At 45.1% G+C, this 15,770-nt stretch carries 14 protein-coding genes; 9 read left to right on the forward strand and 5 right to left on the reverse strand.

Going from position 1 to position 15,770, the window contains the following annotated elements; translation table 11 throughout:
* The first annotated feature begins 18 nt into the window (after positions 1 to 18).
* From KJB05_RS06105 to KJB05_RS06120, 4 genes are all read left to right on the forward strand, one after another.
* The gene (locus tag KJB05_RS06105; RefSeq protein ID WP_199460068.1) at positions 19 to 981 is read left to right on the forward strand and encodes a DNA polymerase III subunit delta'; all 963 of its coding nucleotides are present in this window, start codon (positions 19 to 21) and stop codon (positions 979 to 981) included.
* Positions 972 to 1,739, forward strand: coding sequence for a YchF/TatD family DNA exonuclease (locus KJB05_RS06110; protein WP_005439577.1), 768 nt, complete (start codon positions 972 to 974; stop codon positions 1,737 to 1,739). Before KJB05_RS06105 ends, KJB05_RS06110 begins: the two co-directional genes overlap by 10 nt.
* Before the next feature lie 445 nt (positions 1,740 to 2,184).
* Positions 2,185 to 3,615 (forward strand): PTS glucose transporter subunit IIBC, encoded by a 1,431-nt coding sequence (gene ptsG, locus KJB05_RS06115; protein ID WP_005439576.1) that lies wholly within the window; start codon positions 2,185 to 2,187, stop codon positions 3,613 to 3,615.
* Between the two features lie 246 nt (positions 3,616 to 3,861).
* Positions 3,862 to 4,263 (forward strand): hypothetical protein, encoded by a 402-nt coding sequence (locus tag KJB05_RS06120; RefSeq protein WP_208446260.1) that lies wholly within the window; start codon positions 3,862 to 3,864, stop codon positions 4,261 to 4,263.
* 36 nt (positions 4,264 to 4,299) lie between these two features.
* Here the strand turns inward: KJB05_RS06120 and KJB05_RS06125 are convergent, their stop codons facing one another.
* From KJB05_RS06125 to KJB05_RS06140, 4 genes are all read right to left on the reverse strand, one after another.
* A complete protein-coding gene (locus KJB05_RS06125; RefSeq protein WP_213053074.1) occupies positions 4,300 to 5,637 on the reverse strand; it encodes an IS4 family transposase in 1,338 nt (445 codons plus the stop codon).
* A gap of 136 nt (positions 5,638 to 5,773) precedes the next feature.
* Positions 5,774 to 5,872, reverse strand: a complete 99-nt coding sequence (locus tag KJB05_RS06130) for a MetS family NSS transporter small subunit (RefSeq protein ID WP_005536518.1) — start codon at positions 5,870 to 5,872, stop codon at positions 5,774 to 5,776.
* Complete coding sequence (locus KJB05_RS06135) at positions 5,872 to 7,332, reverse strand: sodium-dependent transporter (protein WP_045411760.1); 1,461 nt, start codon at positions 7,330 to 7,332, stop codon at positions 5,872 to 5,874. Before KJB05_RS06135 ends, KJB05_RS06130 begins: the two co-directional genes overlap by 1 nt.
* 481 nt (positions 7,333 to 7,813) lie before the next feature.
* Positions 7,814 to 8,404, reverse strand: coding sequence for an outer membrane beta-barrel protein (locus KJB05_RS06140; RefSeq protein WP_208446483.1), 591 nt, complete (start codon positions 8,402 to 8,404; stop codon positions 7,814 to 7,816).
* 127 nt (positions 8,405 to 8,531) lie between these two features.
* Here KJB05_RS06140 and KJB05_RS06145 point away from each other — a divergent pair, with 127 nt between their 5' ends.
* The 3 genes from KJB05_RS06145 (at position 8,532) to KJB05_RS06155 (ending at position 11,316) form a co-directional block, all read left to right on the forward strand.
* Entirely contained in the window at positions 8,532 to 8,624 is a 93-nt protein-coding gene (locus KJB05_RS06145) for a YnhF family membrane protein (protein WP_005444835.1), read from the forward strand.
* An 18-nt stretch (positions 8,625 to 8,642) separates the two neighbouring features.
* Positions 8,643 to 9,788: a patatin-like phospholipase family protein gene (locus KJB05_RS06150; RefSeq protein WP_020196405.1), complete on the forward strand. Its 1,146-nt coding sequence runs from the start codon at positions 8,643 to 8,645 to the stop codon at positions 9,786 to 9,788.
* A gap of 148 nt (positions 9,789 to 9,936) precedes the next feature.
* A complete protein-coding gene (locus tag KJB05_RS06155; RefSeq protein WP_213053078.1) occupies positions 9,937 to 11,316 on the forward strand; it encodes an IS4 family transposase in 1,380 nt (459 codons plus the stop codon).
* Positions 11,317 to 11,369: 53 nt separating this feature from the next.
* Here the strand turns inward: KJB05_RS06155 and pyk are convergent, their stop codons facing one another.
* Positions 11,370 to 12,812: a pyruvate kinase gene (gene pyk, locus KJB05_RS06160; protein WP_009707016.1), complete on the reverse strand. Its 1,443-nt coding sequence runs from the start codon at positions 12,810 to 12,812 to the stop codon at positions 11,370 to 11,372.
* Positions 12,813 to 13,131: 319 nt separating this feature from the next.
* On the opposite strand from pyk, the gene KJB05_RS06165 reads away from it, so the two are divergent.
* Together KJB05_RS06165 and KJB05_RS06170 are read left to right on the forward strand one after the other, a co-directional pair.
* On the forward strand, positions 13,132 to 14,349 hold the full coding sequence (locus tag KJB05_RS06165; protein ID WP_009707015.1) for an ROK family protein: 1,218 nt from the start codon (positions 13,132 to 13,134) through the stop codon (positions 14,347 to 14,349).
* Positions 14,350 to 14,580: 231 nt separating this feature from the next.
* The gene (locus KJB05_RS06170) at positions 14,581 to 15,537 is read left to right on the forward strand and encodes a chemotaxis protein CheV (protein ID WP_005439567.1); all 957 of its coding nucleotides are present in this window, start codon (positions 14,581 to 14,583) and stop codon (positions 15,535 to 15,537) included.
* Positions 15,538 to 15,770: the final 233 nt, after the last annotated feature.

The following is a 15,770-nucleotide window of genomic DNA, read 5'->3' on the forward strand; positions in this document are numbered from 1 at the left end:
TGTGGATTGAGGTCGCTCATGTTAAATGACTTTCCATGGTTACTACCCGTTTGGGATAACCTCAAAACAAGCTTGGATTCAGAACGAATTCCGGGCGCACTGCTACTGCAAAGTGAAAAGGGATTAGCGGTAGAGAAGCTGGTTGAGCTCTTTAGTCACTCGTTGCTGTGTCAAAATTACACCAGTGAAGCGTGTGGCTTCTGCCATAGTTGCCAGCTGACTCAATCTCATAGCCATCCTGATTTACACTGGATTAAGCCAGAGAAAGAAGGAAAGTCGATCACCGTTGACCAGATTCGAGCATGTAATCGGCTTGCGCATGAATCTTCACAACTAAACGGTTATCGCGTGTTCATCATAGAGCCAGCCGATGCGATGAATGAGTCTGCGTCCAATGCGTTGTTGAAAACACTCGAAGAGCCGGGGCAGAAATGCTTGTTCTTGCTCGTGACGCATAACCAAGAGCGATTGCTGCCAACTATCCAGAGTCGTTGCCAACAATGGGTGGTGACACCACCATCAACAGAGCAGGCGATGAATTGGATGAGCGAGCAGGGAGCATCACAAGTACCAGCTTATGCGCTTAAACTGAATTTAGGGTCGCCAATTAATACCCTAGAAGCGGTGAAAAGTGGTGAGCTTGATGAGTACCAAGCGTTTGAGCGTTGTTTTATTGAGACGCTATCTTCGCCGGTATCAGATGTATTCCAGTGTGCATCGTTAATGGCAAAGAACCCAGACAAAGCATTCGACTGGGCTTGGTATCTATTAACGGACGCTCAGAAAGCCCAATTTGGGGTGGCGGAAGCGGCTCAACTTCCGGGCGCAACTCTGTTCCCAACACACAGTTATGACGGTTTATACCTGGCGTCGAAGAAGCTGCTTGAGCTAAAAGGGCAAATTCAACGCTTTCCAGGCTTGAACCTTGAACTACTATCAATGAATTGGTTAATTGAATCACGAGAGGCATTATGTTCGTAGATTCGCACTGTCATCTAGACAAACTGAATTACGATGATCTTCACATCAATGTTGAAGACGTTATTAACAAAGCAAAACAAGCGAACGTAAAAGAGCTACTGTCGGTAGGCGTTACGTTAGATTCATTTCCAAAAATGTTGGAAATGATTACGCCATACGACAACGTTTATGCGTCTTGCGGTGTGCATCCGCTTGATGTGGAGAGCGCGTTCTCTATGGAGACCTTACGCCAACACGCTTCGCACGAAAAAGTGGTAGCGATTGGTGAAACAGGTCTGGATTATCACTACAAACCAGAGACTGCAGCGCTGCAAAAAGAGCGTTTTGAACAGCAGGTAGATTTAGCGGTGGAGTTTAACAAGCCGCTTATCATTCATACCCGTAACGCTCGTGAAGATACATTAGAAATTCTACGCAATGGTGGCGCTGAAAAATGTGGTGGTGTGATCCACTGCTTTACCGAAGATCTACCATTTGCAGAAGCTGCATTAGATTTAGGGTTCTACATCTCAATTTCGGGCATTGTCACCTTCCGTCAGGCGACAGAATTGAAAGAAGTCGTGAAAGCTTTGCCTTTAGAAAGGCTGCTTATTGAGACGGATTCTCCATATTTAGCGCCCGTTCCACATCGTGGAAAAGAGAACCAACCAGCCTATGTTGTCGAAGTTGCAGCCTATATTGCACAGCTAAAAGGATGCTCCATTGCTGAAGTAGGGCAAAAAACAACCGAAAACTTCCGAAATCTTTTTTTGCGATGAAAAATCAATAGGCGGTTTAAAAAAGGGGCTATTGCCCCTTTTTTGTTTAGAAATACGCCAAAAAGATCATTTAGTTTAATGTTTACTAAATTTGTTGATTTAACCGCAATCAAATCTCTCAAATGTAATTTTGTTACTAAAAATAACATCGGTCTTTATTTTATTTACGCCTTAAAATTAATTATGTTGATAATAAAGTCTTTATAAAACAGTAATATAAGTTTAATGCAAACCTTTTCATCTACTGTTTTTGGGTGTGATCTGCGGCTTGTTTTGAAACTAAATTTCGTAACTGTGTGGAAAGTTTGAGGGTCATCAATATATATTTAGAGCCGGAAAATATAATGCAACGTGTGGTTACATTTTCATTGGGTGCTAACATTTAGGCTACGGGGGTGTGCCGTTAGTGCCCAAATAATACTTATAATTTATCAGGAGCATAAACATGTTTAAGAACCTTTTTGCAAACCTGCAAAAAGTTGGTAAAGCTCTGATGCTACCAGTATCAGTGTTGCCAGTCGCAGGTATCCTACTAGGTGTTGGTGCTGCCCACCTAAGCTTCATTCCAGAGGTTGTTTCTAACCTAATGGAACAAGCTGGTGGTTCAGTATTCGGCCAAATGGCACTTCTATTTGCTGTTGGTGTAGCACTTGGCTTCACAAACAACGACGGTGTAGCAGGTCTTGCTGCAATCGTTGGTTACGGCATCATGACAGCAACGCTTGGCGTTATGGCTGGCATCATGGGTGTTGAGAAAATCGATACAGGTGTACTAGGTGGTATCCTTGTCGGTGGTGTTGCTGCTTGGGCATTCAACCGTTTCTTCAAAATCCAACTTCCAGAGTACCTTGGCTTCTTCGCTGGTAAGCGTGCTGTGCCAATCATCACTGGTTTCGCTGCGATCATCCTAGGTGTTGTACTATCTATCGTATGGCCACCAATCGGCGGTGCAATCTCTGCATTCTCTGACTGGGCTGCGCACCAAAACCCACAACTTGCGTTCGGTATCTACGGCGTAGTTGAGCGTTCTCTAATCCCATTCGGTCTACACCACGTATGGAACGTACCATTCTTCTTCGAAGCAGGTACTTGTGTGAACGCTGCTGGTGAAACTCAAAACGGCGTACTAACTTGTTACCTAGTTGCAGATGATGCTTCTCGTGCTGCTGGTAATGGCTTCGGTCAGCTAGCGGGTGGTTACATGTTCAAGATGTTCGGTCTACCAGCTGCAGCAATCGCTATTGCTCACTGTGCTAAACCAGAAAACCGCGCTAAAGTAATGGGTATCATGGCGTCAGCTGCTCTGACTTCATTCCTAACAGGTATTACTGAGCCAATCGAGTTCTCATTCCTATTCGTTGCTCCAGTACTATACGGTATCCACGCTCTACTAGCTGGTTCTGCATACGTTGTTGCTAACACTCTAGGCTTCGTACACGGTACATCATTCTCACACGGTCTGATCGACTTCCTAGTTCTATCTGGCCACGCTCAGAAGATGGGTCTGATGGTAGCTGTTGGTCTAGTTTACGCAGTAATCTACTACGTAGTATTCCGCACAGTAATCACTGCTCTTGACCTTAAAACTCCAGGTCGTGAAGACGAATCTGAAGAAGCTGTTGCAACTTCTGGTTCTGACATGGCAGGTGAGCTTGTTGCAGCATTCGGCGGCAAAGCAAACATCACTGGTCTAGACGCATGTATCACTCGTCTACGTGTAGCAGTAGCTGACACAGCTGCAGTTGACCAAGACAAACTAAAACAACTAGGCGCTGCTGGTGTTGTAGTTGTAGCAGGTGGTGTTCAGGCTATCTTCGGTACTAAGTCTGACAACCTGAAAACTGAAATGGATGAGTGGATTCGTAACCACGGCTAATCTCAGTCATTCATAAGAAAAAGGGGGCTTCGGCCTCCTTTTTGCTTTCTGTATCTTTCCTTTCATTCCTCTCAGTATTTATTCTTCTCTAATCTCACTAGCACTTACTTTTGGTGTTTTAGCCGTGATCTCACGCTCACCCTTACGTTTGTGGCTTTTTTCGTACGTCATTCTTACTCATTACTGACACAACAAAATGACATCATGTTTGAATTATGCACGCTGTTTTTTAAGTGGGGGAAGGCTGTGAAAAAGCGAATTTTATTGGCGGCAACAATGCTGCCGAGTGCCGTAATGGCGGCGGACGGAGCAAAGAATTTTTCTGTTGGTATGGCGGTCGATCAAGAGCTCAGCGTTGTCGTTGAAATTGATGACAAGTACCGCGGTATTATTGGTAACGATGGTATGGCGTTTGATTACATAGCGAAGCGCGGCACATTTGATCAAAGCATGCCATTAACTTGGTATGTCGGTGTTGGTGGCTGGTACGAGTGGGATGATGAATTCGGTGTTCGTGTCCCACTAGGTCTAAATTGGGAACTATCAAAAGGCTGGGATCTGTACGCGCAAATCCATCCTGAAGTGGACTTCTACAAAGGGCCTGATCTGCAAATCGGTGGGGCGCTTGGTATCAAGTACAATTTCTAATGGACACAAAAATGCCGGCACTGAGCCCAATGTAGTTCACTTAAGCGGAGTTGCTTTGCGATTAACAGGATATCGGGTCTTTGATATTTTTACCGCCCTAGGCCGATTAGGCTTAGGGCGTTTGTCTATAAAGAGGATGGATAAATCTCCCCTGAGACTCTTTAAACGCTTAGGTGTATTGCCTGGCGATATCGCTTTACTCATCACCTTCAGTTGGCTCGCTATAAACTGACAAGCATATTTAAAGCTAATTTCATTCGGCATTCTTCCATGCTCAACCGCGGCCTGACTCGCTTCACGTCTTACTAAGTTATAACCAAGCAACAGCCCCCAGAGTTCTTGATAAACAAGGTCTACTGTTTTGCTGCGTAATACTAAGGTATTGTGTTGCATTGAGCTTTTGATATCACGATAACCCAATTCGATTTCCCAACGCTCGTGGTAGAGTTTGGCTACTGCCTTCGCGTCGTAGTTTGTTCTAGGAAGGGAGGTAAAAACGGTTTTCTGCTTACCTTGTACTTCGTAGGTCACCGCTCTGACTTGCCATTTCTCAGGTAAGCTAGGGTTCTTTTTGCGAGCTTGCGGAGAGACTTTCATTTCTATGAGCATGTCATTACTTTCTTCTTCATCTAGAAGTGTGTATTTCAGCCCCTTCCTTGCTGGTATCAACCAATGCCTATTGATACCGCTATTTTGAAGAGAGAGAAGTAAGTCTGCACCGTAAAACCCTTTATCCAGTAACGTCACAGAGTTATCTGGCAAGGAGTCGATGAAGGGCATAGCAAGCGGGATTTCACCACGCCGATAGGGGCTTATAGCGGCGTCAACGATGACATGAGAGCGGACATTCATGATAGTCACAACTCTTAGCACTGGATGCGGTGTCTGTCTGTTGCTGGAGGTATTACCCGAGCCAAAGTGCTCTCTAAGTTCGGGGGTATCTGCGGTTCGAAAAAGAGCACCGTCTACAGCAAAAACTTGTAATCCTTGCCACGTATCATCACGGTATCGTTCAAGACCCCACGTCCGCCCACATTGTTTAAACAACCACTCTGGTGCAGCTCTACCTAAACGTTGTCTTGCCTGAGTTAAAGCACTTTTTGCTAATAACTCTTCATCAGCTAAGCCATCCGCACAGACATTCATTCTTCGTGCAACTTCGGCAATAGGTTCATTACGGAAGAAGGCCATGCCGACAATTAACCACAAGACCATGTCACTTGGTAGCCGACGTCGGCGAATAGTCGCCTTATCAGAAAGACTAGCTGCCTTAACAACCCATTCATCTGGGATATGTTCAGAGAAAGTGGTGAGTTGAGCTACATCAACAGGATTTTCTTCGAGGAAATCGGCAAAACAGTTTTGGATAGACATAAAAAATCGGAAGCCTAGAAACAGGCTTCCGATTATCTCTCAGCAGAAGGATCGGTCAACCGATCCTTATCTGATCTACATTGCGGCACTGAGCCGGCATTTTGTTTTTGAGCCTTAATTTCGCTGGCAGTTAGCTTTACTGCTGTTTATTCATTGCTCGTTTGATGCATACCGCAGCGCCACCCCAAGTGATGCCAAGTCCGATAACCATCATGATGATTGCACTTGTAGTCATTATGCTTTCTCCTTGCTCGCTACGTTAATCAATACGCCAAACACAAACAGTGCGGCAATCATTACCCAACCTAGAGTCAGGTCGTAGCCACCGTAACCTTCTGTTAGAAGTGCGTACAGCTTGGTTGCCAAGATAACTGCTAACATGATTGGTGTGACAAAGCGTAAACAGATTTCGAACCATTGACCAACAGAGAAATCAGAGCGCTCGTTTACGTAGTTACGAACTTCAGGTACTTGTTTCAACAACCAAGCCATCAGAACGATTTCTACTAGGCCGCCAACCATAATACCAACGTTGTTTGCGAAGTGGTCGACAAGGTCCAGAAGAAGCAATCCGCCGTTGGTCGCGAATGCCATCGAGACAACAAATCCAATACCAATCACTACGTTTGCAGCTTTCTTACGGCTCCATTTTAATTTGTCGATAACGGCTGAGGTTACCGCTTCCATGATTGAGATGTGCGAGCTTAAGCCTGCAACAACCAAAGCAAAGAAGAACAGAGGACCAAGGATGTATGGCGCTGGTAGTAGGTTAATTGCCGCAGGTAACGTCACAAATGCCAAGCCCACACCCGCAGAGACTACCTCAGTAAGCGGTTTGCCTTGTTCTTGAGCCATATAACCCAATACCGAGAAAATCATGATACCGGCAAGGATAGAGAAGCCACAGTTGATCAATACCGTCATGAAGGCGTTGTTGGTGATGTCTGATTTCTCTGGCAGATAGCTCGAGTAAGCCAGCATGATGGCAAAGCCGATACTTAGTGTGAAGAAGATCTGACCGTAAGCCGCTGCCCACACTTTTACGTCCCAGATTTTGCTGAAGTCTGGTTCGAACATGTAGTTCACACCGTCTAGCGCACCAGGAAGGAAAATCATGCGACCGATCAAGAAGATCACCATAATGAACAATATAGGCATCATGATCTTAGATGCGCGTTCAATACCTGATTTAACACCGCTCACAATCGCAGTATAGGTAATTGCCCAAGCAATAAGCATAGATACGGCGATCTTCCATTGAATGCTACCTAAATCCGTTGGAGAGTTATCACCAAGTTTTAGGTATTCACTAAAGAAGAAGGCGTTGGTATCGGAACCCCAGCTTTGAGTGAACGACATCCCAAAGTAAGAAATTGCCCAACCAATAACCGCAACATAGTAAACGGCGATGACGGCAGCAACACCAACTTGGAACCAACCAAGCCATTCAAATTTTGCGTGGATTTTTGCCAATGTTTTTGGTGCAGAACCACGGTATTTTTGACCCATACTGAACTCAAGGATCATGAATGGAATACCTGCGGTGATCATGGCGAAAAGGTAAGGAATAAAAAAGGCACCGCCGCCATTCTCATAGGCCATGTAAGGGAAACGCCAGATGTTACCCAAGCCGATGGCTGATCCGACTGCTGCTAAGATGAATCCCGCGCGGGATCCCCATTGTTCTCGCTTCATATTTGACTCCTGTACAACTCCCTAAGGAATGAAGCTCTTCTCGGCAACGTGCAACACCAGCAGAGCAAAGAGCAACTGTTATCCGTCAGTTTTCTGCTCGATGTTCGGTATTGTTATAAAATGCTGGTGTTTTGCTTTGTGTTACCTAACAAGAAATAGAATTAAATGCTTTAAATTTTGATGTGTGTTTGTAAAAGCTGAAATATTCTTCTGCTTTCTGTGTTCAGACTAACTTTTTACATTATTTAGCGCAATAGATTCTAAATGTTAATGTCGATATTTTATCTGGTTTAAATATTGTTAATTAGTGATTTGGTAGGCTATCTGATCGGTAAGGTTGGGTAGGTTTTGAAATAAATGACTGTATGGTCGATGTGATCTTGGTCAAATAAACTCTTTTCAGCTATTAGGGTGTATCTCTGTATTAGACACACCCAATAGAGAATATTTCGTTAAAACGACACATTAGAAGTGAAAGTCGTTAGAAACGGAAACGAAAGCCAATGTTGGATTGGAATTGGTTCATCCAGTCGGTTTCAAACTTGATGATACAAGACGAACCGTCCGTTGGTACGACGCAAGCTCCTGAGGTGTCGTTGTCAACAACTGTGCCTAACCAACGGATTTGAGCGGTCATTGCAAAGGTTTTCGAGAATTCGTACTCAAGGCCGGCGAATGCGCTACCAGAAAAGCCATACTTGTCGTTTACCCAGTCTACGTCGGCGTATGACGCGCCTATGCCCAATCCAACGTAGGTTTGCCACCCTTGAGCAAGAGGGTAGTAAATGCTGCTTTGAAATTGAAGATAGTGGATGTCTGCAGAGTTATTAATGTCTTGCAATTCTGACGACTGATTGGAATAGAAAAAGCCGATGCGACCCATCTCAAAAGGGGTTTCAACTGACAAAGCATAATTGATTGAAGGGTCCAAATCGTAGGTGCGGTCATTCTCATCCTCTACTTTACCGCCCCCTGTAAAGCCGACATAGGGCGTGACGATGACCGTCGCTTGAGCAGCCATAGAACCGCTCAATAATACACTCCCAACTAGCCAGCCAATTTTATAGTTCATTTGCTATCTCCTTATTATGACTAAGCTAATTGTGATGCCTTAGCCAAAATCGTGCGACTAAATTAGGCAATTCTTGAACATAATTCACACTGGTGTTATTAATTTGTTACAACTAAAGGAGGTGTCTATGGAACACGATCTAAAATCAGCCCTACTCATCGTCGTTACAGTATTCGCAGTTTTACTCTCTTTCGGCATCATTGCGATTACTACGGCTTAATGCATTGGCGATACGCCTATGACACGCAACAGCGGTATTATCACTGATCGCCATGCAGAGCTCGACATTGAGATGTATGAGCGCTACAGAAATGGCAAAACTGCCCTTGTCGCACAAGGAGGAGGGCAGAGAGGGATTTTTACCGCTGGAGTGTTGGATGCATTCCTTCTTTCTAATTTCGATCCATTCGATGAATTCTATGGCACATCAGCCGGAGCTCTGAATTTGTGTGCTTACCTTTGTCGTCAACACGGCATGGGCAAGGCTTTCATTACGGATCTCACTACTTCCAACGAATTCTTTAATCTTTTCCGTTATATCCGCAAGAAGCAATATTTGGGCTTGGAATGGGCCTTAGAGCGCATTCAAGATTACCCTTATAAACTTGACCTCGATATGGGGAAAACTGCGTTAGGTGCCCGTGGTGCGTTTGCTGCGGTGACAAATGTCGATACTCTCTCTGATCAATACTTGCCGATACTCGGTGGGGATTGGGTCAATACCATGGTTGCCACTTGCGCGATCCCTAAATTGTATCTGGGGCCTGTGGATGTAAATGGGCATCCTTACGTTGATGGTGGGGTCTCTGCCTCGATTCCTGTGCAAGAAGCATGGAGAAAGAATGCACGTAACATTATCGTGATTCGCACCGAGCCTTTTTCTGAAGCAGAAGCCAAAGTACAAGCCGAGATTGGTGAAGAGGGTATCAAATGGTACCGCGAGTCGATTAACTCTGTGCAAGAGTCTTGGCAACACAAAGTTCACCAATGGAAAGAGGATTGGAGTAGCTTCTTACAGCAGAAAATTAATGCGGCTCATCAATCGAAATTGTCGGGTAGAAAGCTGCTCAATGGCGGACGCTGGTTGTTTGGGGCGGATAATCTTTATCGCTTGAGCCACCTGATTGGTGAAAACTTCGATTCTGGATTGGCTGACATGTTGATGATTCACTACCAAACCTTCGAATTGACGCAAGCGTTCTTAACCGCTCCGCCCGATGACACCTTTATTTTGCAATTGGCACCTAAAGAAGAGTTACAGTCATCGTCTTTGTTGAGTGATCCAGAAGCGTTAGAGCACGATTATCAACTTGGTCTGCAAACGGGTTTCAATTTGATTCAACTCTATGACAAATTGAACATAGATGGCCGAGAAACGGCTTAGATTGAAATCAAGTATCCGAAAAAAGAAAAGGCTCCGTTTGGCTGTCTCTTATACACAAATCCCTAAGCTTGTAGCTTAGGGATTTTTTTTTGAACTCTTTCAAGTGTGTGCGATCTGATCACTTAAGAATCCTTACTGAAACACTAAGATGACACACTCAGACGCTAAACTTTGGGCGCAAGAACAATTTGGACAAGCACAACTTAAAGATCCTCGAAGAACACAACGCCTCATCAGTTTAGCGACTTCCATTGCTAATCAACCAGGAGTCTCCGTGGCTAAACTTCCTTTTTCTCCCGCCGATATGGAAGGGGCATATCGCTTTATCCGCAATGAAAACATCGATGCAAAAGACATCGCTGAAGCAGGTTTTCAATCAACGGTATCTCGAGCTAACGAGCATGAGGAATTACTCGCGCTTGAAGATACAACAACGCTCTGTTTTCCTCATCGAAGTATAAAAGATGAACTCGGGCACACGAATCAAGGCGACAGAATTCGAGCTCTCCATGTACATTCGACGTTACTTTTTGCACCACAAAGTCAGACCATTGTTGGTCTTATAGAGCAACAACGATGGAGCCGAGATATTACTAAGCGTGGGCAAAAGCACCAACACGCGACTCGTCCTTACGAGGAGAAAGAGAGTTACAAATGGGAGCAAGCTTCTCGCCGTGTCGTTGAGCGCCTAGGGGATAAGATGTTAGATGTTATCTCGGTCTGTGACCGAGAAGCAGACCTATTCGAATACTTAACTTATAAACGTCAACATCAGCAGCGCTTTGTCGTTCGCTCAATGCAAAGTCGTTGTCTAGAAGAACACGCTCAAAAGCTTTACGACTATGCGCAAGCGTTACCAAGTGTCGAGACAAAGGAGCTTACCATCCCCCAAAAAGGAGGGAGAAAAGCGAGAGATGTAAAGCTTGACGTTAAATATGGTCAGGTGACATTAAAGGCTCCGGCAAACAAAAAAGAGCACGCAGGCATACCTGTTTATTATGTTGGTTGCCTTGAGCAAGGGGCATCAAAAGACAAGTTAGCATGGCACCTCTTGACGTCGGAGCCAATAAACAACGTTGAAGACGCCATGAGAATTATCGGTTATTACGAGCGTCGATGGCTGATTGAAGACTTCCATAAAGTCTGGAAAAGTGAAGGTACGGATGTGGAGTCACTAAGACTCCAAAGTAAAGGTAACTTAGAGAGGTTAAGTGTCATCTATGCCTTTGTTGCGACTCGTTTATTGGCGTTACGTTTCATTAAAGAAGTTGATGAGCTATCAACAGAAAGTTGTGAAAAGGCCTTGGGCACAAAAGCTTGGAAGCTGCTGTGGTTGAAACTAGAAAGCAAGACATTACCTAAAGAAGTACCCGATATGAGCTGGGCGTACAGAAATCTTGCTAAATTAGGCGGTTGGAAAGATACCAAGAGGACGGGCAGAGCTTCAATAAAGGCACTATGGGAAGGATGGTTTAAACTGCAAACCATCCTTGAAGGCTACGAGCTCGCAATGTCTCTTGATCACTAGACTTGTGATCAAGAGACAGCCGTTTGGAGCCTTTATGGTTTTTTGGGAAAGTACTAAGCGGACAAAATACGCATGCAGTTGGTTGAACCTACTACATCCATCACATCACCTTGAGTGAAGATCACCAAGTCTCCTTCATCCAGTAACCCTTGCTCTTTCAGTGTTACGATTGCTGCGTGAGCCGTGGTTAAGCCTGCGCCGCCTTTGGAGTCAAAGAACACGGGAGTAACACCACGATACAATGCAGCTCGGTTTAGCGTTGATTCATTACGCGACAGTGCGAAAATCGGCAAACCAGAGCTTAAGCGAGACATCATCAAAGCGGTTCGACCGGATTCGGTCAGAGAAACCATCGCTTTAACACCTTCCATATGGTTGGCAGCATACATGGTCGACATAGCTATGGTCTCTTCTGCGGTCGCAAATGTGCGGTCCAATCGGTAAGTCGACAGGCTCGCTTCTGACATCTTCTCTGCACCTATACACACTTCAGCCATGGATTTCACGGTTTCCACTGGGTATAGACCCGCTGCAGTTTCACCGGAAAGCATCACTGCATCCGTGCCGTCGAGAACAGCGTTTGCTACGTCCATAACTTCCGCACGAGTCGGCATTGGCGCAGCCATCATCGATTCCATCATTTGGGTCGCAGTAATCACGATACGGTTTAAGCTGCGAGCACGGCGAATCAGCTTCTTCTGTACACCGATGAGCTCTGGGTCACCAATTTCGACACCCAAGTCGCCACGAGCAACCATAACAACGTCAGACGCTAAGATGATGTCATCAATGGATTCTGTGGTAGCGACGGTTTCAGCACGCTCCACTTTTGCCACGAGTTTCGCTTCAAGACCTGCGTCTCGCGCCAAACGACGAGCGTAATGCATATCTTCGCCATTGCGAGGGAATGAGATAGCGAGGTAATCGACTTTGATTTTGGCAGCGGTGAGGATGTCTGCTTTGTCTTTTTCAGTAAGTGCATCCGCAGATAGGCCGCCGCCCTTTTTGTTGATGCCTTTGTTGTTGGAAAGAGGGCCACCGACCGTTACTCGGGTGTGGACTTTGTTGCCTTCAACGCTAGTCACTTGCAATTGCACGCGACCATCGTCAAGCAGCAAGATGTCATTAGGAGAGACGTCTTGTGGGAGCTCTTTGTAATCTAAGCCAACGGAGTCTTGATCGCCTTCGCCTTTTGGTAGGTCGCTGTCTAGCGTAAATTTATCGCCGACGTTGAGATGAATTTTGCCGTCTTTGAAGGTGGAAACGCGAATTTTTGGACCTTGTAAGTCACCAAGTATCGCCACTTGGCGACCAAGCTTCGCCGCGATAGCTCTTACTTTTTCTGCACGTTGAACGTGGTCATCGCTGGTACCGTGTGAGAAGTTCATACGAACGACGTTTGCTCCAGCTTTGATTATCTCCTCAAGGACATTGTCTTTATCGGTTGATGGGCCAAGCGTTGTGACAATTTTTGTTCTTCTTAATATGGAAGTCATAGATTCTCCGAAGAATGCAGGTGTAGGACTAGATAACTCGAATTCTATTCTCGCTAAGTATATGCACAGTATGCGCAGATTGTTCGCATTTAGGTCAAAGTGCTGAAAAAACATTAAGGCGCAGGCTTTGTTACCTAATTTGATGAATAAAATAAGTTATTTTTCAAACAATTTAACAGGAGTAGATTTCTGGTTATTTGATTGAATACACAAACAAACATGTTTATACGTGATGCTTGTCACGGGGATTTATCAATTCACTTCACAATTACTTCGCAAAGTAAAAAAATTATCCCGTTATAGAATTTCGGAGTGCAAGATGTACATGGCTCAACCGGGCCATATTGATCATATCAAACAGGTCAATGCTGGTCGTGTATACAAACTAATTGACCTGAAGGGTCCAATATCTCGAATCGATTTGTCCAAGCAAAGTGAGCTTGCGCCTGCGAGTATCACTAAGATCACTCGAGAGTTGATTGAAGCCCATCTGATTCATGAAACTACTGTTCAGGAAGCGACGAGCCGTGGCCGTCCTGCAGTGGGTTTACAGGTCAATAATGAAGGTTGGCAATTCTTGTCGATGCGCTTAGGGCGAGGTTACTTGACCATCGCACTGCACGAGCTTGGCGGTGATGTTCTTATCGATACCAAAATCGATATCCATGAACGCGACCAAGACGACGTGCTTGAACGCTTACTCTACGAAATTGATGAATTCTTCCAAACCTACGCTGATCAACTCGATCGTGTCACCAGTATTGCGATTACTTTGCCTGGCCTAGTGAACTCAGAGCAGGGCATCGTATTGCAAATGCCGCATTACAATGTTGAGAACTTGGCGTTAGGCCCAGAAATCTACAAAGCAACGGGCTTACCTGTCTTTATTGCCAACGATACGCGTGCTTGGGCGCTGGCAGAAAAGCTGTTCGGACATTCGCAAGAGAACGATAACTCGGTGCTTATCTCCATCCACCATGGCTTAGGTGCGGGTATCATCTTAGATGGTCGCGTGCTGCAAGGTCGTCACGGTAACATCGGCGAACTTGGCCATATCCAAATCGATCCAAACGGCAAGCGCTGTCATTGTGGCAACATTGGTTGTCTTGAAACGGTAGCGAGTTCGCAGGCAATCCGCGAAGAGGTGGTTACTCGTATTGCCAACGGTGAAGCTTCTATTCTTGCTGAGCACGAAGAAATGAGCATCGAGAGCATTTGTGAAGCGGCGGCGAACGGTGATCCTCTTGCGGTTGACGTGATTGAGAAACTAGGTCGCTATTTAGGCTCTGCGATTGCGATTGTAATCAACCTATTCAACCCAGAGAAAATCTTGATTGGTGGGGTAATCAACCAAGCGAAAGATGTGCTTTATCCTGCGATTCGTCGTTGTATCGAAGAGCAAAGTTTACCTGTTTATCATCAAGACCTTGAGCTGGTGGAATCTCGTTTTTATAAGCAAGCGACGATGCCGGGCGCTGCGCTAGTGAAGCAGGCGCTATACGATGGACAACTGTTGATGAAGGTGATTGAAGGTTAATCTTTCTTGCATCAACTCAACTTGAAGAAAAGGGTGAACGTTACAGTTCGCCCTTTTTTAATCTTCTCAGTGCCGAAAACGCCAATCTGGGCGCTGTTTCATTGCTATATCTATAGCATTAATGTAATTTTCGTAAGTAATGTAGAGCACTCATACAAAAGGTTTACTTTGTTGTTTCAACACGGTTTTCTGTAAAGAGTGATAGGTTGTCGTTCAAAGTTAGGTAGTGGTATGTCCGGAGTGTTAAATACGGTAGATCAGCGTACGAATCTAGTGGGTGAAAACCGACTGGAGCTTTTGCTGTTCACACTGAATAGTCGCCAATTGTTTGCGATTAACGTTTTTAAAGTGAAAGAGGTGATTAAGCTGCCTCCACTGACGAAACTCCCGGGCTCTCATTACAACATCCGTGGTGTAGCGTCTTTGCGCGGCGAAGCCGTGCCTGTGATTGATCTGCGTTGTTCGATTGGTTTCCCACCACTGCGTGGCGAAGCAGAAGAAGAAAATTTGATCATCACCGAATACAACCGCTCTATTCAGGGTTTCCTTGTCGGGCCCGTGCGCAACATCATCAATACCGCTTGGACAGAGATTCAGCCGCCGCCATCGACATCTGGCCGCTCTAACTACCTAACCGCAATCACGCAAGTGAAGGACGGTGATTCATCACAAATCGTTGAAATCATTGATGTAGAAAAAGTGTTGGCGGAAATTGTCCATTACGACGTCACCATTTCTGATGGCATTTTAGATCAAGAGCTAGCTCAAGCCATGATTGGTCGTAATGTTCTGATTGTTGATGATTCTTCAACGGCCCGTAATCAGGTGAAAGATACCTTGTCTCAGCTTGGTTTGAACATCATTGAATGCCGCGATGGTCTAGAAGCATTGACGGTCCTTAAGCGTTGGTGTGATGAAGGTAAAGACGTCGAGAAAGAACTGCTGATGATGATCACGGATGCAGAGATGCCAGAAATGGACGGTTACAGACTGACGCATGAAGTGCGCTCTGATCCTCGAATGTCCAAACTGTTCATTACGCTGAACACCTCCTTAAGTGGTAGTTTCAACGAGGCCATGGTGCAGAAAGTGGGCTGCGACCGCTTTATTTCTAAGTTCCAACCGGACCTTCTCGTCGAAGTTTCACAAGATAGAATGCGTCAAGTTTTATATACGGGCGTTAATTAATCGGCGAAGAATTAATCCATAAGGGTAGGTGATTAATTGAACTGCGATTGCTATACTATTTTACATATTTCTGACAATGAAATATGTAGGTATATCACGTCACTTTTCACCTATTAACCTAGGGTACTTCCGTTTAATGATATGGCTAACATCTAAAGTCATTATGACTTTATCCTTGTTACTGTATAGGAAATACAAGAGTAAGCGTACGGAAACGATGGCTGAGGATTAAT

The sequence above is a fragment of the Vibrio sp. B1ASS3 genome, from assembly GCF_905175355.1.
GTDB classification, from domain to species: Bacteria; Pseudomonadota; Gammaproteobacteria; order Enterobacterales; family Vibrionaceae; genus Vibrio; species Vibrio owensii.

What these genes read in the sequence shown, in the direction of transcription:
- KJB05_RS06165 (WP_009707015.1), top strand. Translation starts at nt 13,132, where the DNA reads ATGTACATGGCTCAACCGGGCCATATTGATCATATCAAACAGGTCAAT.
- KJB05_RS06145 (WP_005444835.1), top strand. Translation starts at nt 8,532, where the DNA reads ATGGAACACGATCTAAAATCAGCCCTACTCATCGTCGTTACAGTATTC.
- KJB05_RS06125 (WP_213053074.1), bottom strand. Translation starts at nt 5,637, where the DNA reads ATGTCTATCCAAAACTGTTTTGCCGATTTCCTCGAAGAAAATCCTGTT.
- KJB05_RS06170 (WP_005439567.1), top strand. Translation starts at nt 14,581, where the DNA reads ATGTCCGGAGTGTTAAATACGGTAGATCAGCGTACGAATCTAGTGGGT.
- KJB05_RS06150 (WP_020196405.1), top strand. Translation starts at nt 8,643, where the DNA reads ATGACACGCAACAGCGGTATTATCACTGATCGCCATGCAGAGCTCGAC.
- KJB05_RS06155 (WP_213053078.1), top strand. Translation starts at nt 9,937, where the DNA reads ATGACACACTCAGACGCTAAACTTTGGGCGCAAGAACAATTTGGACAA.
- KJB05_RS06110 (WP_005439577.1), top strand. Translation starts at nt 972, where the DNA reads ATGTTCGTAGATTCGCACTGTCATCTAGACAAACTGAATTACGATGAT.
- KJB05_RS06105 (WP_199460068.1), top strand. Translation starts at nt 19, where the DNA reads ATGTTAAATGACTTTCCATGGTTACTACCCGTTTGGGATAACCTCAAA.
- KJB05_RS06135 (WP_045411760.1), bottom strand. Translation starts at nt 7,332, where the DNA reads ATGAAGCGAGAACAATGGGGATCCCGCGCGGGATTCATCTTAGCAGCA.
- ptsG (WP_005439576.1), top strand. Translation starts at nt 2,185, where the DNA reads ATGTTTAAGAACCTTTTTGCAAACCTGCAAAAAGTTGGTAAAGCTCTG.
- KJB05_RS06140 (WP_208446483.1), bottom strand. Translation starts at nt 8,404, where the DNA reads ATGAACTATAAAATTGGCTGGCTAGTTGGGAGTGTATTATTGAGCGGT.
- KJB05_RS06130 (WP_005536518.1), bottom strand. Translation starts at nt 5,872, where the DNA reads ATGACTACAAGTGCAATCATCATGATGGTTATCGGACTTGGCATCACT.
- pyk (WP_009707016.1), bottom strand. Translation starts at nt 12,812, where the DNA reads ATGACTTCCATATTAAGAAGAACAAAAATTGTCACAACGCTTGGCCCA.